23 protein-coding genes and 2 tRNA genes are annotated in these 23332 nt (G+C 38.1%); 19 read left to right on the top strand and 6 right to left on the bottom strand.

Annotated features, from left to right (window positions below):
- The first annotated feature begins 83 nt into the window (after nt 1-83).
- The 3 genes from GFH32_RS10870 (at nt 84) to GFH32_RS10860 (ending at nt 4754) form a co-directional block, all read left to right on the top strand.
- Nucleotides 84-2351: an aconitate hydratase gene (locus GFH32_RS10870; RefSeq protein ID WP_153511632.1), complete on the top strand. Its 2268-nt coding sequence runs from the start codon at nt 84-86 to the stop codon at nt 2349-2351.
- A 126-nt stretch (nt 2352-2477) separates the two neighbouring features.
- A complete protein-coding gene (locus GFH32_RS10865; RefSeq protein ID WP_153511631.1) occupies nt 2478-4202 on the top strand; it encodes a M14 family zinc carboxypeptidase in 1725 nt (574 codons plus the stop codon).
- Nucleotides 4203-4277: 75 nt separating this feature from the next.
- Entirely contained in the window at nt 4278-4754 is a 477-nt protein-coding gene (locus GFH32_RS10860; RefSeq protein WP_153511630.1) for a DinB family protein, read from the top strand.
- A 54-nt stretch (nt 4755-4808) separates the two neighbouring features.
- Here the strand turns inward: GFH32_RS10860 and GFH32_RS10855 are convergent, their stop codons facing one another.
- The 3 genes from GFH32_RS10855 to GFH32_RS10845 all read right to left on the bottom strand — a co-directional run bounded on the left by GFH32_RS10855 (nt 4809) and on the right by GFH32_RS10845 (nt 6606).
- Nucleotides 4809-5255, bottom strand: a complete 447-nt coding sequence (locus tag GFH32_RS10855) for a nuclear transport factor 2 family protein (RefSeq protein ID WP_153511629.1) — start codon at nt 5253-5255, stop codon at nt 4809-4811.
- A gap of 323 nt (nt 5256-5578) precedes the next feature.
- Nucleotides 5579-6025: a nuclear transport factor 2 family protein gene (locus GFH32_RS10850; protein ID WP_153511628.1), complete on the bottom strand. Its 447-nt coding sequence runs from the start codon at nt 6023-6025 to the stop codon at nt 5579-5581.
- A 266-nt stretch (nt 6026-6291) separates the two neighbouring features.
- Complete coding sequence (locus GFH32_RS10845) at nt 6292-6606, bottom strand: winged helix-turn-helix transcriptional regulator (protein WP_228384113.1); 315 nt, start codon at nt 6604-6606, stop codon at nt 6292-6294.
- Between the two features lie 340 nt (nt 6607-6946).
- On the opposite strand from GFH32_RS10845, the gene GFH32_RS10840 reads away from it, so the two are divergent.
- Nucleotides 6947-7192 carry a hypothetical protein gene (locus GFH32_RS10840; protein WP_153511626.1) on the top strand — a complete coding sequence of 82 codons (246 nt, stop codon included), beginning with the start codon at nt 6947-6949 and terminating at the stop codon, nt 7190-7192.
- 260 nt (nt 7193-7452) lie between these two features.
- On the opposite strand, the gene GFH32_RS10835 is transcribed toward GFH32_RS10840, so the two are convergent.
- Nucleotides 7453-7526, bottom strand: a tRNA-Arg gene (locus GFH32_RS10835).
- Nucleotides 7527-7857: 331 nt separating this feature from the next.
- Between GFH32_RS10835 and GFH32_RS10830 the strand changes: the two genes are divergently transcribed.
- A tRNA-Ser gene (locus GFH32_RS10830) sits at nt 7858-7942 on the top strand.
- A 309-nt stretch (nt 7943-8251) separates the two neighbouring features.
- Here GFH32_RS10830 and GFH32_RS10825 read toward each other — a convergent pair.
- A complete protein-coding gene (locus tag GFH32_RS10825; protein ID WP_160366877.1) occupies nt 8252-9394 on the bottom strand; it encodes a TlpA family protein disulfide reductase in 1143 nt (380 codons plus the stop codon).
- A gap of 113 nt (nt 9395-9507) precedes the next feature.
- Between GFH32_RS10825 and GFH32_RS10820 the strand changes: the two genes are divergently transcribed.
- From GFH32_RS10820 to GFH32_RS10760, 13 genes are all read left to right on the top strand, one after another.
- A complete protein-coding gene (locus GFH32_RS10820; protein ID WP_153511624.1) occupies nt 9508-10059 on the top strand; it encodes a dihydrofolate reductase family protein in 552 nt (183 codons plus the stop codon).
- A gap of 142 nt (nt 10060-10201) precedes the next feature.
- Entirely contained in the window at nt 10202-11320 is a 1119-nt protein-coding gene (locus GFH32_RS10815) for a TlpA disulfide reductase family protein (RefSeq protein ID WP_153511623.1), read from the top strand.
- A gap of 139 nt (nt 11321-11459) precedes the next feature.
- On the top strand, nt 11460-11789 hold the full coding sequence (locus GFH32_RS10810) for an ArsR/SmtB family transcription factor (protein WP_153511622.1): 330 nt from the start codon (nt 11460-11462) through the stop codon (nt 11787-11789).
- Between the two features lie 63 nt (nt 11790-11852).
- Nucleotides 11853-12317 carry a DUF6428 family protein gene (locus GFH32_RS10805; RefSeq protein WP_153511621.1) on the top strand — a complete coding sequence of 155 codons (465 nt, stop codon included), beginning with the start codon at nt 11853-11855 and terminating at the stop codon, nt 12315-12317.
- 21 nt (nt 12318-12338) lie between these two features.
- The gene (locus tag GFH32_RS10800) at nt 12339-12953 is read left to right on the top strand and encodes an arsenate-mycothiol transferase ArsC (RefSeq protein WP_153511620.1); all 615 of its coding nucleotides are present in this window, start codon (nt 12339-12341) and stop codon (nt 12951-12953) included.
- Nucleotides 12954-12956: 3 nt separating this feature from the next.
- Complete coding sequence (gene arsB / locus GFH32_RS10795; RefSeq protein ID WP_153511619.1) at nt 12957-13988, top strand: ACR3 family arsenite efflux transporter; 1032 nt, start codon at nt 12957-12959, stop codon at nt 13986-13988.
- Between the two features lie 62 nt (nt 13989-14050).
- Complete coding sequence (locus tag GFH32_RS10790; RefSeq protein WP_153511618.1) at nt 14051-14455, top strand: hypothetical protein; 405 nt, start codon at nt 14051-14053, stop codon at nt 14453-14455.
- A 227-nt stretch (nt 14456-14682) separates the two neighbouring features.
- Complete coding sequence (locus GFH32_RS10785; protein WP_153511617.1) at nt 14683-15219, top strand: YfiT family bacillithiol transferase; 537 nt, start codon at nt 14683-14685, stop codon at nt 15217-15219.
- Between the two features lie 79 nt (nt 15220-15298).
- Nucleotides 15299-16306, top strand: coding sequence for an NAD(P)H-dependent glycerol-3-phosphate dehydrogenase (locus GFH32_RS10780; RefSeq protein WP_153511616.1), 1008 nt, complete (start codon nt 15299-15301; stop codon nt 16304-16306).
- Nucleotides 16307-17206, top strand: coding sequence for an oxygen-dependent coproporphyrinogen oxidase (hemF, locus tag GFH32_RS10775; RefSeq protein ID WP_153511615.1), 900 nt, complete (start codon nt 16307-16309; stop codon nt 17204-17206).
- A gap of 17 nt (nt 17207-17223) precedes the next feature.
- Nucleotides 17224-18468 (top strand): M16 family metallopeptidase, encoded by a 1245-nt coding sequence (locus tag GFH32_RS10770; RefSeq protein WP_153511614.1) that lies wholly within the window; start codon nt 17224-17226, stop codon nt 18466-18468.
- A 1-nt stretch (nt 18469) separates the two neighbouring features.
- Complete coding sequence (locus GFH32_RS10765; RefSeq protein WP_153511613.1) at nt 18470-19753, top strand: M16 family metallopeptidase; 1284 nt, start codon at nt 18470-18472, stop codon at nt 19751-19753.
- Between the two features lie 120 nt (nt 19754-19873).
- Nucleotides 19874-20227 carry a hypothetical protein gene (locus GFH32_RS10760; RefSeq protein ID WP_153511612.1) on the top strand — a complete coding sequence of 118 codons (354 nt, stop codon included), beginning with the start codon at nt 19874-19876 and terminating at the stop codon, nt 20225-20227.
- A 511-nt stretch (nt 20228-20738) separates the two neighbouring features.
- Here GFH32_RS10760 and GFH32_RS10755 read toward each other — a convergent pair.
- Nucleotides 20739-21188, bottom strand: coding sequence for a hypothetical protein (locus GFH32_RS10755; RefSeq protein WP_153511611.1), 450 nt, complete (start codon nt 21186-21188; stop codon nt 20739-20741).
- A gap of 207 nt (nt 21189-21395) precedes the next feature.
- On the opposite strand from GFH32_RS10755, the gene GFH32_RS10750 reads away from it, so the two are divergent.
- On the top strand, nt 21396-23306 hold the full coding sequence (locus tag GFH32_RS10750) for an FG-GAP-like repeat-containing protein (RefSeq protein ID WP_153511610.1): 1911 nt from the start codon (nt 21396-21398) through the stop codon (nt 23304-23306).
- The last annotated feature ends 26 nt before the right edge of the window (nt 23307-23332 follow it).

Genomic DNA, 23332 nt, shown 5'->3' with positions numbered 1-23332 from the left:
GTATTTTTGTTCTTGTTGGCGTAATTGATTATTTATTCCAATAGATTTAGTTAAAAGTAAAATCATATTTAAACAAATAATACATGGCTTTTGATATAGACATGATCAAAAAAGTTTACTCACAATACGATGAGCGCATTACTGCTGCTCGTCAAATCGTGAATAAGCCTTTGACATTAGCAGAGAAAATTTTGTACGCGCACCTTTGGGATGGTAACGCTACGGAAGCTTACGAAAGAGGTAAGTCTTATGTTGATTTCGCTCCAGATCGCGTAGCGATGCAGGATGCTACAGCACAGATGGCATTATTGCAATTTATGCAAGCAGGTCGTCCACAAGCTGCTGTTCCTTCAACAGTTCACTGTGACCACTTAATTCAAGCTCGTGATGGTGCTGATCAAGATTTAACCCGTGCGAAGCAAGAAAGCTCTGAAGTATTTAACTTCTTAAGCTCTGTGTCTAACAAATATGGTATTGGTTTCTGGAAACCAGGAGCAGGTATTATCCACCAAGTAGTATTGGAAAACTATGCTTTCCCAGGTGGTATGATGATCGGTACTGACTCTCACACTGTAAATGCAGGTGGATTAGGTATGGTTGCTATTGGTGTTGGTGGTGCTGATGCTTGTGATGTAATGGCTGGATTACCTTGGGAACTTAAATTCCCTAAATTAATCGGTATTAAATTAACGGGTAAACTATCAGGCTGGGCAGCTCCTAAAGATGTAATCTTGAAAGTTGCAGGTATCTTAACTGTAAAAGGTGGTACTGGTGCAATCGTCGAATACTTCGGTGAAGGTGCTGAATCTTTATCTTGTACGGGTAAAGGAACAATTTGTAACATGGGTGCTGAAATTGGTGCAACTACATCAACTTTCGGATATGATGCTTCTATGGAGCGTTACTTACGTGCTACAGGTCGTGAAGAAGTTGCTGATGCAGCAAATGTGATTAAACAACATTTAACTGCTGATGCGGAAGTTTATGCTAACCCTGAGCAATACTTCGATCAATTAATTGAAATTAACCTTTCTGAGTTAGAGCCTTCATTGAATGGTCCTTTCACTCCAGATTTATATACTCCAATCTCTCGTATGCGTGAGGAAGCTGGTAAAAACGGCTGGCCTACAAAAGTAGAGTGGGGATTAATCGGTTCATGTACTAACTCTTCTTACGAAGATCTTTCTCGCGCGGCGTCAATTGCTAAACAAGCGATCGAAAAAGGATTAGTAACGAAAGCGGACTTTGGTATCAACCCAGGTTCTGAGCAAGTACGTTTTACTGCTGATCGCGATGGTTTATTGAAAACTTTCGAAGATTTAAATGCGACGATCTTTACAAATGCATGCGGTCCATGTATTGGTATGTGGGATCGTGCAGGTGCAGACAAACAAGAGAAAAACACAATCGTACACTCGTTCAACCGTAACTTCGCAAAACGCGCTGACGGTAACCCGAATACATTTGCATTTGTAACTTCTCCAGAAATGGTAGCAGCAATCGCTATCTCTGGTGATTTAGGTTTCAACCCGCTTACAGATACGTTAACAAATAAAAACGGTGAACAAGTGAAGTTAGATCCTCCTACTGGTGATGAATTACCAGAAAAAGGATTTGCGGTTGATGATCCAGGATACCAAGCACCTGCAGCTGATGGTTCATCAGTGAATGTAAATGTTTCTCCTACTTCTGATCGTTTGCAATTGTTAGAGCCATTTGCAGCATGGGAAGGTACAGATCTTAAAGGTTTGAAATTATTAATCAAAGCTAAAGGTAAATGTACTACTGACCATATTTCTATGGCTGGTCCTTGGTTGAAATACCGTGGTCACTTAGATAATATCTCTAACAATATGTTAATCGGTGCAGTTAACTACTTCAACGATAAAACTGATAATGTTAAAAACCAATTAACAGGTACTTACGGTGCAGTTCCTGCAACACAACGTGCTTATAAAGCGGCTAACATTGGATCAATCGTTGTTGGTGATGAAAACTACGGTGAAGGCTCTTCACGTGAGCACGCAGCAATGGAGCCACGTCACTTAGGTGTTCGTGCAGTATTAGTGAAATCTTTCGCTCGTATTCACGAAACAAACTTGAAGAAACAAGGTATGTTGGGATTAACGTTCGCTAATAAGGAAGATTACGATAAAATCAAAGAAGATGATACTATCGATATCAATGGCTTAACTGAGTTCGCTCCAAACAAACCATTAACTTTAGTATTACACCATGCTGATGGTACTTCGGAAGAAATTATAGCAAACCATACTTATAACGAACAACAAATTGGTTGGTTTAAAGCAGGTGGTGCATTGAATATTATTCGTGCAAACCAAGCTAAATAATTCTAAAGAATAATCTTTTTAAAAGATTTTAGATATTAAAGCCGCTCTTCTAGAGCGGCTTTTTTTGTGCTTATTTCTGTAGATTTGATGGAGATAAATTATCTCACTCTGTTTTTTATTAGTGAAATGAAGAAAGTATTTTGTTTAATTAGCATTTGCAGTATCATGGTATTCAGTAATTTATATGGGCAGCAGATTCCTTTTGAATCTGATCCAAATAGTAATCGCACAGTAACTTATGACGAGCTTCAGCATTTTTATACTGAGCTTTTGAAAGATCAGAAGTCTGCAAAGTTGATCGATCTTGGAAAGACAGACGTAGGGAAGCCGCTGCAGTTAATTGTGTTATCGAAGGATGGTGATTTCGATCCCAATAGCATTAAAGCGAAAGGAAAGGCTGTTCTATTTATGAATAATGGCATTCATCCAGGGGAGCCGGAGGGGATAGACGCGTCGATGATGTTTGTGAGAGATATTTTGAATGGCAATAAGTTGTCTGACGATGTCGTCATTTGCATTATTCCAGTTTATAATATTGCCGGCATGCTCAATCGAGGAACAACTCGCGCTAATCAAAATGGCCCTGAAGCTTATGGTTTTCGTGGAAGTCGACAACATTATGATCTTAATCGCGATTTTATAAAAGCGGATACTAGAAATGCGATGCTCTTTAACGAGGTCTTTAGCACTTGGGATCCGGATGTCTTCTTTGATACCCATACGAGTAATGGTGCCGACTATCAACATATTATGACACTAATTGCCACGCATCCTGATAAACTCCATCCGAAACTGAGTAAATATATGCAGCATAACTTTACAGAGCGGCTTTATCAGAAAATGGAAAAACGCGGCTTTCCCATGATTCCCTACGTTGACTCAAAAGGGGAGACTCCCGAAACTGGATTAGTTTCCTTTCTCGATGGCCCCAGATATTCAACAGGATATGCGGCTTTGCACCATAGTATTGGATATATGCCGGAAACGCATATGTGGAAGCCTTATAAGGAGCGCGTAGCTTCAACTTATGCATTGATGGAACTGTTGTATGAAAATACTATTGTCGAGGCTGGGAAGCTTGTAAAGCTGCGAAATGAGATCAAGCAGGAGCTTCTTCATCAACAGTCCTTTACCATCGGATGGACACTTGATACAAATAAAGTCGAGCAGATTCCTTTCCTAGGTTATGAAGCTGGTCATAAAACAAGTAAAATTACCGCGGAGAATCGACTATATTACGATCGCTCGAAACCGTATGCGAAGACAATACCGTATTATAGCAGTTATATACCCACTTTGAAAATCCAAAAGCCGAAGGCCTATATTATTCCGCAGGCTTATGATAAGGTTGTACAGTTGTTGCGGGCAAATCGCGTTGAAATGACGCCCTTAAAGAGCGATACAGTATTGGATGTTCAAATGTATCGTATCGTTGATTACAAGACTTCAAATAAGCCCTATGAAGGACATTATCCGCACGCAGACGTTCAAGTTGAAACGATTAAAATGAAACAAGCATATTTTGAGGGTGATTGGTTAGTATCCACCAATCAAACTGCCGTTCGTTATTTGATTGAAACTTTGGAGCCGCAAGCTTCCGATTCATTCTTTAATTGGAATTTCTTTGATGCGATTCTTTCGCAGAAGGAGTACTTCTCTGCTTATATTTTTGAGGACTATGCATCCGAAATGCTAGAAAAGGATCAAGCCTTGAAGAAGGATTTTATTGCAGCAAAGCAAAAGGATAAACAATTAAATGATAGCGCACAGAAGCAATTGGAATGGTTGTATGAACGAAGTCCATTTTATGAAAATAGTTTTAAACTATATCCGATAGGAAGAATATTATAGTCGCCAAAATCTGTTGACATAAGGTTGTCATCGATGCTTGTAATTTTGGTATATCATTAATCAATACTATATACTATGAGCACAAATGTAATTATCAGCAGAGACGAGTTTTTGAATCATTGGCAAGAACATCGTACATTGACAAGGAAGACAATCGAGGCTTTTCCCGAAAATGAAATCTTTACATTCTCTATTGGTGGAATGCGCGTTTTCGGTGATTTAATAAAAGAGCTATTAAGTATTGCAGCACCGGGACTTGATGGTATCGTACATAAAAAAATAGAAGGTTATTCACATGAATTACCTGACTTGAAGACTAAGGCAGATTTGCTTGCAGAATGGGACAGGCAGACTGTTCAAATCAACGAGCTTTTTAATCGCATTCCTGATGAGCAGTTTCATGAAACCTTTAATCTTTTTGGGGAATATGAATTTCCAGTCTATCAGAATTTACTTTATTTTGTCGATAACGAGATTCATCATCGTGCGCAAGGCTTTGTTTATCTTCGCGCGTTAGGCGTGGAGCCACCTTTCTTTTGGGATAGATATTAATTAAAAAAGGCCAAGCAATAATGCTTGGCCTTTTCTGTTATGGTCTTTTTTTAATTATCTAGGGTAAACGGAGTTAACCTCGTCAATTTTCCATTGTCCTTGATCCATATGCATGGATACATAGTCAACTCTTTTAAATTTCCCGAAGTCTAGCGTTACGCGCGCTAAGCTGTAGTTTGCATTCTTCTCTACGAATTCATAGTTAACATCGCAGTTGTACTCGCTTCCTTTATTCTCTTTTAAGAATTTAAGGTAAGCTGCTTTTTTAACTGCTTGTTGTCTATTACCAGCATTTACTTTATGTGTGAAGTCATTGTCGAAGATCTCATCGATAAATAAGGTATTACCTTTTACGGTACTGTTGATGTATTCATCGACTACGTTTTCAGCTACGGCTTTGTTTAAAATTTTCTTGTCGTCTTTAATTTCTGTTGCAAATACGTTTACAGATGAAACGAATAATAATGCTGCGATTGCGAAGGTTTTAGTTAGATTTTTCATGTCTTTAATATGTTATAATGTTTAATTGTTCTGTTTGTTATTTCTTATTTGATACTTCAAAGGTAGGGGGATATGGCATGAAGACCTATGCTGATTAGGTCGAAAAGGGGGATTATTCGGTAAAAGCAAGAAAGGATTCGGTGAAAATGCCAGAGGTAGTTTACCGAGAGTAGGAGGCCGGTTTCTTTCCTTCGGACTTGACCTTGACAGGCTAGCTTAGCAGATGAAGGACCTCCATACAAGCTTGCATTTCTACAGATAGATATTAATTAAAAAAGGCCAAGCAATAATGCTTGGCCTTTTCTGTTATGGTCTTTTTTTAATTATCTAGGGTAAACGGAGTTAACCTCGTCAATTTTCCATTGTCCTTGATCCATATGCATGGATACATAGTCAACTCTTTTAAATTTCCCGAAGTCTAGCGTTACGCGCGCTAAGCTGTAGTTTGCATTCTTCTCTACGAATTCATAGTTAACATCGCAGTTGTACTCGCTTCCTTTATTCTCTTTTAAGAATTTAAGGTAAGCTGATTTTTTAACTGCTTGTTGTCTATTACCAGCATTTACTTTATGTGTGAAGTCATTGTCGAAGATCTCATCGATAAATAAGGTATTACCTTTTACAGTACTGTTGATGTATTCATCGACTACGTTTTCAGCTACGGCTTTGTTTAAAATTTTCTTGTCGTCTTTAATTTCTGTTGCAAATACGTTTACAGATGAAACGAATAATAATGCTGCGATTGCGAAGGTTTTAGTTAGATTTTTCATGTCTTTAATATGTTATAATGTTTAATTGTTCTGTTTGTTATTTCTTATTTGATACTTCAAAGGTAGGGGGATAAGGGATGCAGACCTATGCTGATTAGGTCGAAAAGGGGGATTATTCGGTAAAAGCAAGAAAGGATTCGGTGAAAATGCCAGAGATAGTTTACCGAGGGTCTATTAAAAATAAAAATAGCCCTCTCTGTTCTTGAGAAGGCTATTTTTATGCTTCATGGCAATGAATTCCATAAAGTGGCTACAGTTTTTATCTGTTATTCATCAACGGATAGCAGTTTTGCTCTATGAATTTTGCCCCAATCCACTAGCTGCTGAATTAATTGTTCAGAAGAGCGTCCGTAATCTGTGATCGTATAACGAACCGTTATAGGTTTGGTATTTTGTTGTTCTCGATGTACAAGGTGATTTTCTTCGAGGTCTTTCAACTCTTTAGTAAGCATCTTGGCGGAGATACCTGAAATCTCTCGTTGCATTTTCTTGAATGTGTTTACCTGATGATCTCTGGTGATGAGGTAATGCAAAATCAATAACTTCCATTTACCACCGAGCACTTCAAGTGTATCACGCATCGCAAGCAAACTTTGGCTACAACCAGGGGGATCATTTTTTAATGTTTTCATACCGATCTATAAATGGACTTTTTCTTAATTGTATGTGTTTCGTTAATGTCTATCAAAACTAACTATTTTCTTTATTTATGATAAGTTAATACAATTAAATATGTTTTCAAATGATCAGTAATACCTCATGTCATACTATAAATGAGTCTATAGACTAGTTGCAACATTTATATTTTTAGTCATTTTGTTGATTCTCAATAGATTCAAAAGGGGATGAGCAATTGTTACGAAGCAAGTATATCAATTCTGGATTCTTGAACGTTTTATAAGTGTGGAAAAACATTTACATATGATAAACAATCAAACATTAGACAACGAACGTATTTTACAGGGATTACGTTTGTTAAATGATAAGTATAGCATATATCTAGAGGAAGAAGGAAAATGGTTAGATGGCGGATTTGAAACGTTAGTCACTATTGACGCGAGTCATTCCGATCCAGATTATTCGCCATTGATCGTAAAGAAGGAGATCTATATGATGCTTCCTAATGATATTCGAGAAGATATTCAACGTTTGATTGAAGTTGAGTAAGAAATAACGTTATTAGGATATAAAATCAGTACATGTTGCTGTCTAGATTCTAATAATTTCTTTTCATCATACTACATCGAAAACATTTAATAGCGGGTTATTTCCCGCTATTTTGCTTAAAAGCAATTAAATATTTGCATTTCAACTAAATTGATATGGTAAGCATTTTATTAATAGAGTCTTTATTGGGATTCCCAATTTGGGAAAATATAGTAAAATAAAAAAGCCTCTCCGTTTAAGGAGAGGCTTTAAATAAGAAGTACGCCAATCAGGGTTCGAACCTGAGACCTACGGTTTAGAAAACCGTTGCTCTATCCAGCTGAGCTATTGGCGCTTTTATTTTGTGAAGCAAAAGTAGCTATTTGAGGGTGAAATGCAAAATTTTTGTAATAATTTTTATCCTTTTATCAATAAGTGATTGCTATCCAATCAAATAATTTGAGGATGTTCAGAAAATAAGAAAAATAGGTTTAAACGACCAAACAGCGAGGATAGGCTTTCTTACTTAATCTAAACTTTTTTAAAGCCAATAATCGAAAAAGATTAATTTTTTTTTGAGCAATAACAAGTTCAATATCAGTGTTATTAGCGTCCTGAGCGCGTTTTTAATGATATTATTTTCATTTTTTATTTGGAGAACAGATCAGAATTTGTACTTTTGTCGCGGAGAGTTGGCAGAGTGGTCGAATGCGGCAGTCTTGAAAACTGTTGACTGTCACAGGTCCGGGGGTTCGAATCCCTCACTCTCCGCTTAAAAAAAGTCTTTCATTCCTTGAAAGGCTTTTTTTTTGCGCGATAGCGAAGGCTCGAACCTTGCGCGGGCCGGGGTTCGACCCGAAGGGCGTTCATGGCTGTGTCTGGGGATTGTGGGGCTGAACAAATCCCTCACTCTCCGCTTAAAAAAGTCTTTCATTCCTTGAAAGGCTTTTTTTTGCGCGATAGTGAAGGCTCGAACCTTGCGCGGGCCTGGGTTCGACCCGAAGGGCGTTCATGGCTGTATCTGGGGATTGTGGGGCTGAACAAATTCAGTTCGCTTTATAAACGGAAAGAAAAAAAACGCTAATTCAATAAAGCCGCCATTTCATTGAAAAAAGTTTCTCCGGAGCCAACATACGTCTTAAGGATTTTATAATCTTTATCAATAACAACCTTGGTCGGAAAAGCTTTAATCCCATATAATACAGAAACATCTTGATTAGTAGAGTTTAGCAATTGATGCCAATTCATGTTCTCTTTATTGACAATACGTTTCCATGCATCATCACGCTCATTACAGGCGATACCAACAAGTACGATTTCATTTTTATACTTGTCATAAAAGGATTTTAATTGGGGTATCTCTTGAATACAAGGGCCGCACCAGGAACCCCAAAAATCTAAGATGATGTATTTTCCTTTGAATTTAGAAATATGGAACGCTTTACCTGCGATGTCCGTTAGCTCGAAGCTAGGGGCGATGTTTCCCTTGACAATATTCTTTTCTGCTTGGTTTACCGATTGAAGTTTCTCGTAGCTAGCGTATTTATCCGCTAAGCTATGTTTGAAAATTCCTGATCGTATCTTGGGATCAAGCTTCTGATGAATTGAAGCAAATGATTCAAGAGGATACCGCAATAATAAATATGCCGAAAGCTCCTTATCTAAATTATTCTGGACATAGTGCTCCTTAACCTCCATGATTTTTGTGAAATAAGCGTTTCTTTGCTTGAAAACGGAATTGATTTCCTCTTTAGCTGCTTTAGCAACCTGTAGAGAATCGATTGAAAGGTCTGCCTTTACAGCAGCAATGCTAGCATCTAAGTATTCCAGGCGAAGCTTTGCAAACTGACTGCTGAGTTCATTCCCATCGATAGCATATTCTGTATAAAATGGATGTAATTCTCCTTTAATAGAAATGGTTTCATTTGGCAAACTAAACAGCTCAATGAACTTCGACTGAGCAACATAAAAACCACCCCCAGCGCGATTATATACTGCCGCACTTGGAATGATAGCGTAGGCTGTAGGCGTATCTGAGATGGGATAAGAAAATTGATCGTTATCCACTAAGAGGGTATCTTTCTTAATATCATTTGGGTTTGAAAGTGCATATTTCCAGATGACGACTTTCTGTCCTGAAAGGCCTTTTAAATCAACGTTTATTTGGCTGTAAAGTAAGGTGCAACTGAAAAGTAGTAGAAAAAAGCTCAAAAGTTTACGCATCGTTAGTGTCATTTTATTTCCCTAAAGATAATAAAATTACCCAATTTCTTGTCATAAGGCAATCTCATTATCCCATATTAATCGCTAATTTTCAATAAAATATACATAGGACCATGGGTAAGATAATCGCAGCATACAATTTAACGCTTGATGGAGTCATAGACCATAATGTATCTACGCCAAGCGCCGAGATTCATAACTATTATACCAATCTTTTGGATCATTCGAGTTATATACTATGGGGGAGTACGACCTATAAACTGATGAGATACTGGCAAGGATTGTTACAATCTCCTGCAGAAGCAGCGACCATGAATTCCTTTGCACAAGCCATAGATAAGATTGCGAAAATAGTGTTCTCTAATAAAGACAAGACGACGGGCTGGGATTCTGCCCAAATTGCGGACAAATCATTAGCGGATACAGTGCTTGAGCTTAAATCGAAAAACAACGGAGACATACTTATCGGAAGTCGAAGTTTGATTATTCAACTACTGAATCTAGGATTAATTGATGAGTTGCAGCTTTGTATGATACCCATGATTGCCGCTTCTGGACAAACATTCTTTGATAAACTCTCAAGGGAAATAAAGCTTGACCTATGGAAAACGAGACAATTTGAAAACGGATCAATTCTATTATACTACAGGGTTTTGAATAATTAGTACCAGTTGAAAATTGCTCAATGATCGAAGTGAAACCCAATTCGAAAAGCGATGAAAACTCTTACTCAAAGTATTATTGGCTTGCTAGGCGGTTTAAAATAAACAAGTTAAATTGTATATTAGAGTATACAAGTTTCAATATATGAGAGTGTTAACTTTGTTTCTTTTGCTCGTTCCATGTTTTTGTTTCGCACAATTCCAACATACGATTGAGGGTGATGTCAAAGATTTAAGTGGATTCAAAAAGATCTACTTGTTGATCGACTGGGCTAAAGCCGATTCATCAGAAATAAGTGACGGTAAGTTCAGGTTCCAAGTTGCGAACAAGTACGCAAAGAGAGCGGCTTTGGCAACTTACGATACTCTCAAGACTGAATCTGGACATCCACCTCCAATATCCAAATATCGAGAGTTTTATCTTTCTAATCCTCAAATACATGTCAAGGGAAATGAGCTGTCAACGGTTCGAATTGAAGATGATGAATTGAATAGTACTTTTACAAAATATTGGTTAGCCACTGATTCAATACGTTCCGAAGCTCAAAATAAAATTTCGATGTATTCTAGAAGAGGGACAAATGACACATTGTCGAATGCTGACGCAGTAGCGCGTGATGAAGTGCTTCATAACTTAAAGAAAGAATTGAAAGTATTTGACTTAGGTTTTCTCGAAACTAGTCCGCCCTCTAAACTAACAATAGATTTAATCGAACAGCATATAGATCAGTTCAATGTATTAACCTTAAATAAAATATTTGCCAAGATTCCCAACCGTATGTTCGATCCAGAGCAAAAGGACCGTATAGCAACAAAAATCGAAGGTTTTAAAAGGTTAGCTATTGGATCTATAGCGCCCGACTTTACTCTAAAAGATACGGCCGGGGTTGAAAATTCCTTGACATCTTTTCGAGGTAAATTCGTACTTCTTGAATTCTGGGCTTCTTGGTGTATTCCTTGTCGTCAAGAAAATCCAAAGTATAGGGAAATTTCTGAGAAGTTTAAAGATAAGAACTTTAAAATTGTAGCCATTTCTTTCAATAAAGAAGATGAAAGACAGTCCTGGTTGAAAGCTATACATGAAGACCAAATTGCTGAATGGACACACTTATCTGACTTGAAAGGTTATGGGTCACCTTTGTATAAGCAATACCAGATAAGTGGCTTGCCGCAGAATTATTTGTTAGATCAAACTGGCGTTATCATCGCACAAAACATTCAAGGAGAGGCTTTGGAATTCTTGCTAAAGCAGTTGCTCCTGTAAGATCAAATAGCGTCACTCGTCGATCGGAAAGATTAGTATGTTCATTATCTACTCACAGTTCCTCATAACACTCTTTTTCAAAAAAATATTTTAATCATTTAAATTAATATCGTAATATTGCGATGTAATATTAACGCATATGGGACTTACTAAATCAGAAATATTTACGGAAGAACAAAACAGGCTTGCTTCATTATTTAAAGTATTAGGACATCCTGCTCGTGTTGCCATCCTACAACATATTATACGTCAGAACGCCTGCATATGCAACGATCTAGTTGAGGAGCTAGGCTTAGCGCAAGCCACCATTTCACAGCATTTAAAGGAGCTTAAAAGCTCAGGTATTATTCAAGGAACAATTGAGGGGAAATCGGTTTGTTATTGTATTGATGAGCGGATGTGGAAAATAATACAAGAAGATTTCAATGCCTTCTTCAATCAGGAATTAAAGATAAACAAATGCTGTTAAACGCATTTTTTTTCAAACTATCATCGTAATATCGCAATATATAATTGTTAAATATAACATCAAATGAAACTTTCAAAAATTAAAGAAATCTTACCAACATTGAGTAATGTTGAGTTTAAGTTGGAGAATGGCACGTTTGTGCCGGAGCATTTTCACGTGACAGAGGTAGGGGTGATTAACAAGCACTTTATTGATTGCGGCGGAACCATTAGGACGGAGCAAGTCGTAAATTTTCAGTTGTGGAACGCAAATGACTTTGAACACCGTTTAAAACCAGGAAAATTATTAAACATTATTCAGTTGTCGGAAGAGAAACTTGGTATGCAAGACGCTGAAATAGAAGTGGAATACCAAAGTGAAACCATAGGAAAGTATGACTTGGAATTCGACGGTCAGCATTTTGTTCTTAAGAATAAACAAACCGCCTGTTTGGCAACGGATGCTTGTGGGATTCCGGCAGAAAAACCGAAAATTCAATTGTCATCATTGAACAAAGGTTGTTGCACACCAGAGTCTGGATGCTGTTAGTCGATAGTAATAGAAATCGAGATGTATACAAAGTTAACAGAACAATTTCAAGCGCTGTCAAAAATTCAGACGATTAGCCTTGAACGTCAAAAGCTCCTCGAGCCGTTAATTTGTTATGTGCAGGATAAAGTTATGATGAACAAACCTGTCAATCTTAACTTTATCTGTACCCATAATTCAAGGAGGAGTCATCTGTCCCAAATATGGGCGCAAGCGGCAAGCGCCTATTTTCAAACCCCCAATGTTAACTGCTATTCTGGAGGCACTGAAGAAACGGCCTTATATCCAAAGGTCGCCGAAACCCTAGCAACGCAAGGCTTTCACATTTTCAAAATCGCAGAAAATAGCAATCCGATTTATGCTGTAAAATATGACGATAATGAAGCTCCGGTAATTGCATTTTCAAAAAAATACGACAACCCATTTAATCCAGTGTCCCATTTTGCAGCGATTCTCACATGCTCGCAAGCCGATAATGGATGCCCTTTTATTGCAGGAGCGGAGAAGAGAATTCCGATTACCTATGAAGATCCGAAAGTCGCAGATGGGACTGCAGCGCAATCCAACATATATGAAGAACGAAGTTTGCAGATTGCAGAAGAAATGTACTACGTCTTTTCTATGATCAAAAAATAAAAGATGCAAGTAAAACTCAAATTTCTAGATCGATATTTAACGTTGTGGATATTCTTGGCAATGGCCGTGGGTGTCAGTTTAGGTTATCTATTCCCAAATATCAGCAGTTTAACAGATCAGTTGTCGGTCGGAACAACAAATATACCATTAGCAATAGGGTTAATCTTAATGATGTATCCACCGTTAGCCAAAGTGGATTACTCCATATTACCAAAAGCGTTCAAAGACAAAAAGGTGATTGGGATTTCGCTATTCCTAAACTGGATATTAGGAACTTCTCTCATGTTTGGATTAGCGGTTTTATTTCTTAGGGATGATCCGGATTATATGGCGGGATTAATTCTCATAGGACTTGCACGTTGCATTGCTATGGTTATAGTTTGGAGCGATCTAGCAAAAGCAAATCGAGAATATACAGCGCTCCTAGTGGCATTAAATAGTATCTTCCAAATCATAAGTTATAGCTTTTTAGTTTGGTTATTCATTAACGTATTACCCAGCAAATTGGGGATTGCCAATTTCAACGTCAAGGTCTCGATGGCTGAAGTCATGAAAAGTGTTTTTATCTATCTTGGCATTCCATTCATCGCTGGTTTTGTGAGTCGTTATTTGCTTATCAAAGCGAAAGGAACGGAATGGTATCATCGGAAATATATTCCTGCCATATCACCGATAACGCTATATGCGCTATTGTTTACTATCGTCTTAATGTTTAGCCTAAAAGGGGAGAAGATATTGGAACTTCCATTGGATGTTATTAAGATTGCAATACCACTTGTCATCTACTTTGTTATTATGTTCTTTCTAAGCTTCTTCGTAGCTAAGCCCATGAATATCGACTACGACAAAAATGCATCCATTGCATTTACTGCGACGGGCAATAATTTCGAGTTGGCCATCGCCGTATCCATAGCTGTATTTGGTATTCATTCAAAACAAGCATTTGTTGGTGTTATTGGCCCTTTAGTTGAAGTACCCGTATTGATTTTATTAGTCAAAACTAGCCTTTGGTTAAAGAAGAGATTTTATTCCTAGCGGACGATTACAAGCTGACTGGAAATCCTTATTTTTAACTCCACATCCTATGTATTGAAATTATGAATCCGGTTATTCGAAATATATTAGCAGTTGTTTTGGGTCTTGTTGCGGGAAGTTTGGTGAATGGCGGACTTATACAAATAAGTTCTTCGATTATTGCACCTCCGGATGGGGTGGATGTAATGACTGAAGAGGGATTGAAAGCAGGAATACACTTGTTCGAACCCAAGCATTTCTTATTCCCTTTTCTTGCGCATGCTCTAGGGACGCTTGTCGGAGCCTTTGTGGCAGCAAAAATATGTGCTGGACCAAAATTAAAGTACGCCTTGATTATCGGTTTTTTCTTCTTAATTGGTGGTATTTCGATGATTTTTATGTTGCCTTCACCGCTTTGGTTTACACTAGTCGATTTACTACTGGCGTATATTCCGATGGCCTATTTAGGAATGCGTCTAGCTCGTTAGTTTAGCCAGAGTGCACATTCAAAATCTCATTGTATAAGAGGGACTTTTTACGTCCATTTTCTTTGGTCAATTTCCTAATGAATAAGCGTATTTTCTCACTCACATATCATCGTTAACATTCATCTACAGATTCAAGTAATCCTGAAGAAGCATTCGTGTATTTAGTGAATATTTAATAAATTGACTTGCCTTACAGAAATTTCTTTGTTTGGCAACGCTTCGTCCATATGAGTATAGAAATTGATAAACTACGCTATCCCATCGGTAAATTTATTCGTCCCGCACACATTGATCAAAAAACGCTTGCTCTTTGGATTGAAAGCATCCGGAAGTTTCCAGAACGCCTGCGAAATGAGATTGCTACCTTGCCGAAGAAGGACTTCAATAAATCGTATAGACCGAATGGCTGGTCGATCACACAGCTTATTAACCACTGCGCAGATAGCCATATTCATAGTTTTATCCGTTTTAAATTAACGTTGACGGAGGATACTCCGACGATTACACCTTACCGCGAAGATCTATGGGCGAACTTAGCCGATTCTAAAGATTTTCCAATTGAAAGCGCCTTGAAAATAATGGATGGTATACATGTGCGTTGGAGTTTTCTTTTAGAAAGCTTAAGTGATGCCGATCTAGATCGTAGTTTTATCCATCCGGAGACAGGGGAGTCTATTGACTTGAGAACGAATATTGGTATTTATGCTTGGCATTGTAATCATCACTTGGCACATATTATCAATGCAAAGTCGGGGAAATACTAGATAACCCGAGCTTGTACATTTCGTATTTCATTAGTGCTAAAGGCATATATTGCCTATCTTTGTAGTTTATTTAGAGGAAATGAGTGAACAAAAGACGAAAATTGGTGTAATTGGTAGTGGAAGTTGGGCAACCGCCATGATCAAGATGCTAACCGATAACCACAAGGATAAAGTAATTAACTGGTGGGTTCGTAAGCAAGAAGACATCGATTATATAAAATCCTATCAACATAATCCTTCCTATCTAAGTGCCGTGGAAATTAAACTTGCTGAGAGTAGCTTGTTTATAGATGCAAAAGCGGTTATTCAACAATCTGATATTGTAATTCTAAATACCCCAGCGGCTTATTTGGAGGACGCCTTAGAGGGGCTGACTCTCGAAGATATGCAGGGAAAGATTATTGTTTCGGCGATTAAAGGGATTATTCCTTCCTTGAAAGAAATTGTCGGTGAATACTTAGTCGATAAATATGCGGTTTCAACAGATGATATTATTGTCGTTGGTGGCCCATGTCATGCTGAGGAGGTATCCTTAGAGAAATTATCTTACCTCACATTCGCTTCAAAGAATACCGCGAATGCCGCCTTTGTCGCGCAGTTTTTCCAAACGCATTATATCAAGACCGTAATATCGAATGATGCCATTGGCGTTGAGTATGGTGCTGTATTGAAAAATATTTATGCTTTAGCTGGAGGCATTTGCCATGGGATTGGTTACGGCGATAATTTTCAAGCAGTATTAATTTCTAATGCTATTCGCGAGATGGAATATTTTGTGGATGCCATTGAACCACAGGATCGAGAAATTAATAATTCTGGCTATTTGGGAGATTTATTAGTGACGGCATATTCACAATTTAGTCGCAACCGTACGTTCGGAACAATGATAGGAAAAGGCTATAGTGTGAAGTCCGCACAGTTAGAGATGAATATGGTGGCAGAAGGATACTTTGCGTCCGATTGTATACAAGAGATTATCAATAGACATCATTTGCAAATGCCTATTTGCAATACCGTTTACGATATATTATATAAGAATAAGTCAGCTGTGCTGGCCGTTAAAGAATTAGCAGATAAATTATCATAGATGATTAGTAAAGAACAAATAGCGGAACAATATAAAGTAATCCAAAACGAAATCACGGAAGCTTTAGAACAGCTAGACGGTGTTTCAGTATTTGTTGAAGAGATTTGGGAAAGAGATGGTGGCGGTGGCGGAAGAACCCGCGTTATTCAGCATGGGGATATTCTAGAAAAGGGTGGAGTTAACTTTTCTGCTGTGCATGGAGAATTGCCTCCAGCAATTAAAAAGGCTTTCGGTGTAGAAGAAGATCAGTTCTTCGCGACTGGAGTGTCGATTGTAATTCACCCAAACAATCCTTGGGTTCCTATTATTCATATGAACATTCGTTATTTCGAGCTGAACGACCAAATACGATGGTTTGGTGGAGGTATTGACTTAACACCACACTATGTTGATGAAAAGGATGCGCAATACTTTCATGAGGCACTAAAATCCGTTTGTGATCGTTACAGCCCGAAATTCTATTCTGAATTTAAAACCTGGGCAGATAACTATTTCTTCATCAAGCATAGAGAAGAGACACGCGGTATTGGCGGTATCTTCTACGATAAGCTTACCGCCGAGAAGGCCGGTATTCCTGAGGAAGATATTTTTGCATTCTCATGTGAATTAGGACGTTTATTTCCAAAAGTTTATACAGAATTAGTCAATAGACATCGTCATCAAGCTTATACAGAACGCGAGAAAAACTGGCAGTTATTACGTCGAGGTCGTTATGTAGAATTCAACTTGGTATATGACGCGGGAACAAAATTTGGCTTAGATACCAATGGTCGGATAGAATCTATTTTAATGAGCTTGCCAGAGCAGGCAAATTGGTTCTATAACTTTAAACCAGAGACCGGGTCATTAGAAGAGAAAACACTTTCCTTGTTGAAGAAAGATATTTCCTGGGTAAAATAATACTTAAAACAATTTACATGGTATCTTTCGAGAGATTCATTTTAGATAATGGCTTGCGTGTACTCGTACATGAAGACCCACATAGTCCAATGGCTTGCGTTAATATTTTATATGACGTAGGCGCAAGAGACGAACAGCCCGATAAAACGGGCTTTGCGCATTTATTTGAGCATTTAATGTTTAGCGGATCTGTTCATATCCCTAGTTTTGATCAGGCTCTACAGCGTGTTGGCGGCGAGAATAACGCTTTCACGTCTAACGATATCACAAATTATTACATCACGCTTCCTGCGAAAAACTTAGAAACGGCTTTCTGGTTAGAAAGCGATCGTATGCTAAGTTTAGCTTTTAACGAGCAAGGGCTAGAAGTACAACGTTCTGTTGTTATTGAAGAGTTCAAACAACGCTATCTGAATCAGCCTTATGGCGATGTTTGGCTAAAACTTCGTCCGATGGCTTACAAAGAACATCCCTATCGTTGGGCAACCATTGGTAAGGAAATTAAGCATATTGAGGAAGCCACTTTAGCAGATGTAAAAAGCTTTTTTGCCAAGCACTACTTACCTAACAACGCGATTATGGTTGTTACTGGGGATGTAAACACAGCTGATGTGAAGGCGCTTGTGGAAAAATGGTTTGCCGATATTCCATCGGGAGAGAAACCTGTACGCAATCTGCCTGTAGAACCTTTACAGCAGGAGGCTAGGAAAGAGGATGTATTTGGTGACGTACCTGTAGATAGTCTTTACATGGCCTTCCATACAGTGGATCGAATGGATAACGATTATCAGACTGCAGACTTGCTGTCAGATATCTTATCTAGAGGAAGTTCATCTCGTCTTTATCGCAGTTTAGTCAAAGATAAGCATGTGTTTTCCGAGATCAACTGTTATATCCTAGGAAGTATTGATTCGAATTTGTTATTGGTTGAAGGGAAGCCATCGGAAGGGGTAAGTCTTGAAGTGGCAGAGTTAGCCGTTTGGAATGAATTGAATGGTATTAAAGATGAGTTGGTTACGGATTACGAGTTAAACAAAGTCAAGAATAAGATAGAGTCTACACTCGTTTTTTCGGAGCTCTCTATTTTAGATAAAGCAATGAACCTAGCTTTCTATGAATTGCTTGGGGACGCAAATAATTACAATAGTGAAGTGCAGAAGTACAACAAAATAACGGCAGCCGATATTCAACGTGTTGCTCGAGATATTTTTCGAAAAGAAAACGCTTCTGTCTTATTTTATCATGCTCAAAAGTCGGCCTAATATGATTAATCGTGAAATTGCACCGACATTGCATGCCATAGATGAGATAACCTTACAAAAGCCGGAAGAGTTAGTCTTTGCGAATGGACTGAAAGTCTTTGTCTTTCCAGCCGCAGAACAAGAGTTAATAAAAGCAGAATTTGTTTTTAGAAATGTATTTGAAGGGAATGAAAACCCTGTTGCAAATGTTGCATTAGGGAACTTGCTGAAAGAAGGAACATCGAACTTATCCAGTGCTAGAATCGCTGAAGAAATTGATTATTATGGTGCTTATTTAGTGCCTGAATATAGTTTTGATCATAATGCGCTCACGCTTTATACGTTGAGAAAGCATGTCGACTCTGTGTTACCCATTGTTCATGATGTATTAACTGATGCTATTTTTCCCGAAAAAGAACTCAATACATACGTACGCAATAACCAACAGAACTTGCAGATATCCATGGAGAAGTCTGATTTCTTAGCTAGACGTCGTTTTTATCATGAACTGTTCTCAGACACTCGATATGGTATATCATTAACGAAAGAATCCTTGGGATCGCTAACCCGTGAACAGGTATTAAATCTGTATAAAAAGCAGATTCAACCGAGTAATGCGACGCTATTTTTATCGGGGAATATTACGAATGAAGTTATCGCTAAATTTAAGGAATATTTCGAGCTACAATGGACTAATCAAGCGCTGCTTGATACGACAGCTTTTCCTGCTCTAGAACCACTTTTACCAAGTTATAGTAAGATTGATAAGCCAGCAGCATTACAGTCTGCTATACGGCTTGGAAAGCGCAGCATTCAACGTTCTCATGTGGATTATCCAGCCTTGCAATTTACCAATACCTTATTTGGGGGATACTTTGGTTCTCGACTGATGAGCAATATCCGCGAAGAGAAAGGCTATACCTATAGCATAGGTTCGGCTGTTGCGAACTTAAATCATGCGGGTTTTTTAACGATTGCGACTGAAGTTGGCGTGGAGTATACCAACGATACGCTCGTAGAGATCCAAAAGGAAATGAATAGATTACAGGATGAATTGGTATCTGATCAAGAGATGGAGCTCGTAAGAAATTACATGCTTGGAAGTATGCTCGGAAGCTTAGAGTCGGTGTTTTCGCATGTCGACAAGTTTAAGTCGGTTTACTTCTCCGGATTAACGTTGGACTACTATGATTACTATACTAAAATCATTCAACAGATGAGTCCGTTGGATGTACAACAAATTGCGGGACAGTACCTTCGATTTGATGATATGATTAAGATTGTTGTTGGAGGGGAAGTAGAATAAGTCGAAAAAGCCCTGATTTCAGGGATAAGATAGCCGCCTGATTAGCCGTAAGTTTGTACTATCAAGAAGGTGATGAATGTACATCACAATTTTGAAAGCACTAAAAAAACTAAGGAAATCATGGAAAAAAACGAGCTAAACATCAACAACGCTAGCCTACAAGACGGTAAAACGTTAGGAATTATTTCTTATTTAACCTGGATTGGGTTATTGATCGCATTTATCAAGAATAGAGATGTAAAAAGTCCTTTCGTAAACTTTCATATCCGTCAGAATCTAGGACTATTTATTGTTGGTATTTTGGCCGGACTTCTAAGATTTATTCCTGCCGTAGGAGGGATTGCACTATATATCGTGTTCACATTACTTTTCATCTTCTGGATTATTGGCCTGATTGGTGCAATTGGAGGAAAGACAACAGCAGTTCCGGTACTTGGGGATATGTTTCAAAATTGGTTTAAAGGAATTCAATAAGATTTAGAAAATACAGCTAAATACAAAATAGGGCCCACTAGATATAGAGGGCCTTTTTTATAGATGCGAACTCTTGAATGCTAAGCTGTACTTAATTCATAGGGTTTTAATTATCTTTCTTTCTACCACATCGTGAACAGTAACGGATGGAATGTCCCTTGCTATCAATACGACTGGTCCACGTATGGAAACATATAATTTTTGCTTGGTAAAGTACGAATACAATAAGAATAATTCCGAGAGCGACAATTAAAGCGGTCATCTGCATGTGTTAGTTAATATGAATGCGTCTCCTTAAACAGTCGAGTAATCGATTGCTTTTTCCTGGAGATTCATACATATGATAATTCATTAATAAAAAATGGGAACATAATCAATTGTGCAGCATGCAACTGATTATGCTGTAAAAGTATATTATTTTATCCATATAAGCAATTAATTTTAGTTATTGTTATTATTTAACAAGTAAAATATGATTAATTTATATGTTATAAATTTCTTATATTGATAGTTAATCAGCTATTAGCCAAATATTTCGCTTCTGTTGTAATACTGTCGACGGTCTCACTTTGCTGTTTAACAAGTCGGTAGCACTTCCCTCAAGATGCCAACTTAAGTCTTCATCAGCAACTTTCAATAGCTTGTAGATTGCATCCGCTTCGTGATAACTCAAATCCGATTGAAGCAAATTGATTCCTTTACTACGAAAGATATCCTCAGCCTCCTCTGGACTAACTTGACGTAGTTTACTCGCAGTCTCATCGAAGCGCTGTAATTCAGCGGCCATTTCATCTGGAAAGTGATCTGCTAAATACGCTGTATAGAGATCACGATTCTTCGTCCGTAATGCTTCATTTCGATAAGCAATCCGTTCCGGAGATAAGTTAAAATCGAAATCCCCAGGATGATCGATAAAATCAAATTGCTTGTCCAAATAGGCAAGGCGTTCCTGTAAAGTCATAAACACTAATATTAAATGTGATGTCGTTATTTTCTTAACGTCATATTTTCCAATTTGTTTTGTTAAATGAAGTCACTTTAATTCTAAAATTCTTTAAAAAGTTTATAAAAACTATTTATTTTGTTGAATTATATTTTTATTTTAGTTGTTGTAATGTTTAATAAACTTAAATATTATTTGCTAACCAAAAATAAATAAATCTAGTTTATGCTAAAATCTCCATTAAAAGGCTTTGGGACCAAGGGGTTATGTCAAGTGCTAGCGAGCGCTGTCTTACTTTGTACATTAGCTTGTGAAAAAAACACTGTATCAAAAAAAGAAGAGGGTTCTGAAACGCCTAGCACTCCCGAAGAACCAATTGGTGTGATTCCGAAACCCTTATTACTCGAACAGCCATTTACCGTGATGTCCTTCAATTTGCGCAACCCGACGAACGCTGATCCCTTTACTCAACTGCAACGGATGAGTAAGCTAAGCACCTTGTTGAACGATAATCAGGTGGATATTTTAGGGGTGCAAGAGCTTGCTGACAATAGCGTCGAAGAATATGTAAATGCGGCATTGGATCAGGCAGGATATGCAGTTTATAAGACTGGAGCCGCAAATGGTTCGCCCAAATCTATTTTTTACAAGAAGACAAGATTCACTTTGGTAAATGCTGGGCATTTGTTGAAAGAGTTTGTGGCGGGAACAGTCATCTCCAGTGCAAAATGGGTCATACTGAAAGATGTTTTAAGCAATAAAGAGTATTTTATTATTAATTCGCATTGGTATCATACGGCAGATGCGGTGCAGTACCGCAAGGAATTTGCTCAAATCTTACTTGATTGCATCAAGGCCAATCATGCTGGCCGTCCGGTAATTTGTATGGGTGACTTCAATGCCATTCCCGGAACAGAAGAAATTCAAGTAATGAAAAATATCGAAGATCTTGATATGATTGATGGGTTAATGGATACGCAGGCGGATCCTACATTCCACAATTGGACAGGTATCGCGACAAAGAAGCTTGACTATATCATGAGTACACGCGATTTAGCATTTAAAGGATTTAAAGTCGTTAAAGATAAATATACCGTCGATGGCAAGACTATGTGGCCTTCGGATCATTTCCCGGTATTCGTTCGTTATATCCCTGCTATCTTTGGCGCTGAAAATGTCGTAGCAGATCCGATATCAAATGATACCAAAACCCAGTATTATTTCGCAGATATCAATGCCGACGGCAAAAAAGATAAAGTCGTTTGGAATCCGACTGCAAATGCGGGCAAGGTTGCTGTTTATTTAGCAAATGGAAACGGAGGCTTTCAAAGTGCAGCAGTAACGCATGATGCTTCTGCAAGTACCTCTACAGATTCTTATTACCACTTCGCTGATGTCAATGGCGATAAGAAATCAGATCTTATTGTTTGGAATAAAGGAGAGCACTCCGGAAAGACACGCGTTTACTTGGCGACAGCAAATGGTAACTTCTCCAATACAGCAATCGATAACCCAGAGGGTACATCAGCAGCGACATCTACTAAATTTTACTTCGCCGACCTAAATGGGGATGGCAAAGCCGATAAAATCTATTGGAACTCAACTCATGACGGGGGGAATATTCGTGTCTATCTAGCAACGGCAGACGGTAATTTCTCCGGCACAGCAAAAAGTTCAAGCAATGTAGGCAGTTCAACAGCGAAGACAAATTATTATTTCGCCGATATTAATGGCGACGGAAAAGTAGATTTAATACGTTGGAATATAAACCTAGATGACGGAAAACCAATGGTTTTCTTGTCTAATGGAGATGGTACATTTACGGAGTCAACCGAGCACTCGAACACAGGAGCAACAAGTGGTTCGGAAAATGCAAAATTCTATTTCGCGGATATAAATGGCGATGGAAAGGCAGATAAAATATATTGGAATCCTAAAAATTACTTAGGGGAACCAAAGATCTACTTGGCGAATGCAACTAGCTTTGAAGCTCCCGTTTATTCCCTAAGAGGAAGTTCTATGGATAGTAAAACTATATTCTACTTTGAAGATATAAATGCGGATGCAAAAGCTGATCAAATCCGTTGGAATTCGACAGAAAGTAATGCGGCCTTGAAAACTTATCTGGTTAGATAAGCTACTTTGTTTAATAAATCAAATCA

The organism is Sphingobacteruim zhuxiongii, from assembly GCF_009557615.1.
Classification (GTDB): domain Bacteria; phylum Bacteroidota; class Bacteroidia; order Sphingobacteriales; family Sphingobacteriaceae; genus Sphingobacterium; species Sphingobacterium zhuxiongii.
This window is presented reverse-complemented; position numbering and strand designations above follow the sequence as displayed.

What these genes read in the sequence shown, in the direction of transcription:
- GFH32_RS10870 (WP_153511632.1), top strand. Translation starts at nt 84, where the DNA reads ATGGCTTTTGATATAGACATGATCAAAAAAGTTTACTCACAATACGAT.
- GFH32_RS10800 (WP_153511620.1), top strand. Translation starts at nt 12,339, where the DNA reads ATGTATACAAAGTTAACAGAACAATTTCAAGCGCTGTCAAAAATTCAG.
- GFH32_RS10840 (WP_153511626.1), top strand. Translation starts at nt 6,947, where the DNA reads ATGATAAACAATCAAACATTAGACAACGAACGTATTTTACAGGGATTA.
- arsB (WP_153511619.1), top strand. Translation starts at nt 12,957, where the DNA reads ATGCAAGTAAAACTCAAATTTCTAGATCGATATTTAACGTTGTGGATA.
- GFH32_RS10810 (WP_153511622.1), top strand. Translation starts at nt 11,460, where the DNA reads ATGGGACTTACTAAATCAGAAATATTTACGGAAGAACAAAACAGGCTT.
- GFH32_RS10855 (WP_153511629.1), bottom strand. Translation starts at nt 5,255, where the DNA reads ATGAAAAATCTAACTAAAACCTTCGCAATCGCAGCATTATTATTCGTT.
- GFH32_RS10820 (WP_153511624.1), top strand. Translation starts at nt 9,508, where the DNA reads ATGGGTAAGATAATCGCAGCATACAATTTAACGCTTGATGGAGTCATA.
- GFH32_RS10805 (WP_153511621.1), top strand. Translation starts at nt 11,853, where the DNA reads ATGAAACTTTCAAAAATTAAAGAAATCTTACCAACATTGAGTAATGTT.
- GFH32_RS10755 (WP_153511611.1), bottom strand. Translation starts at nt 21,188, where the DNA reads ATGACTTTACAGGAACGCCTTGCCTATTTGGACAAGCAATTTGATTTT.
- GFH32_RS10770 (WP_153511614.1), top strand. Translation starts at nt 17,224, where the DNA reads ATGGTATCTTTCGAGAGATTCATTTTAGATAATGGCTTGCGTGTACTC.
- GFH32_RS10865 (WP_153511631.1), top strand. Translation starts at nt 2,478, where the DNA reads ATGAAGAAAGTATTTTGTTTAATTAGCATTTGCAGTATCATGGTATTC.
- GFH32_RS10825 (WP_160366877.1), bottom strand. Translation starts at nt 9,394, where the DNA reads ATGCGTAAACTTTTGAGCTTTTTTCTACTACTTTTCAGTTGCACCTTA.
- GFH32_RS10860 (WP_153511630.1), top strand. Translation starts at nt 4,278, where the DNA reads ATGAGCACAAATGTAATTATCAGCAGAGACGAGTTTTTGAATCATTGG.
- GFH32_RS10760 (WP_153511612.1), top strand. Translation starts at nt 19,874, where the DNA reads ATGGAAAAAAACGAGCTAAACATCAACAACGCTAGCCTACAAGACGGT.
- GFH32_RS10850 (WP_153511628.1), bottom strand. Translation starts at nt 6,025, where the DNA reads ATGAAAAATCTAACTAAAACCTTCGCAATCGCAGCATTATTATTCGTT.
- GFH32_RS10785 (WP_153511617.1), top strand. Translation starts at nt 14,683, where the DNA reads ATGAGTATAGAAATTGATAAACTACGCTATCCCATCGGTAAATTTATT.
- GFH32_RS10790 (WP_153511618.1), top strand. Translation starts at nt 14,051, where the DNA reads ATGAATCCGGTTATTCGAAATATATTAGCAGTTGTTTTGGGTCTTGTT.
- GFH32_RS10750 (WP_153511610.1), top strand. Translation starts at nt 21,396, where the DNA reads ATGCTAAAATCTCCATTAAAAGGCTTTGGGACCAAGGGGTTATGTCAA.
- GFH32_RS10780 (WP_153511616.1), top strand. Translation starts at nt 15,299, where the DNA reads ATGAGTGAACAAAAGACGAAAATTGGTGTAATTGGTAGTGGAAGTTGG.
- GFH32_RS10815 (WP_153511623.1), top strand. Translation starts at nt 10,202, where the DNA reads ATGAGAGTGTTAACTTTGTTTCTTTTGCTCGTTCCATGTTTTTGTTTC.
- hemF (WP_153511615.1), top strand. Translation starts at nt 16,307, where the DNA reads ATGATTAGTAAAGAACAAATAGCGGAACAATATAAAGTAATCCAAAAC.
- GFH32_RS10845 (WP_228384113.1), bottom strand. Translation starts at nt 6,606, where the DNA reads ATGCGTGATACACTTGAAGTGCTCGGTGGTAAATGGAAGTTATTGATT.
- GFH32_RS10765 (WP_153511613.1), top strand. Translation starts at nt 18,470, where the DNA reads ATGATTAATCGTGAAATTGCACCGACATTGCATGCCATAGATGAGATA.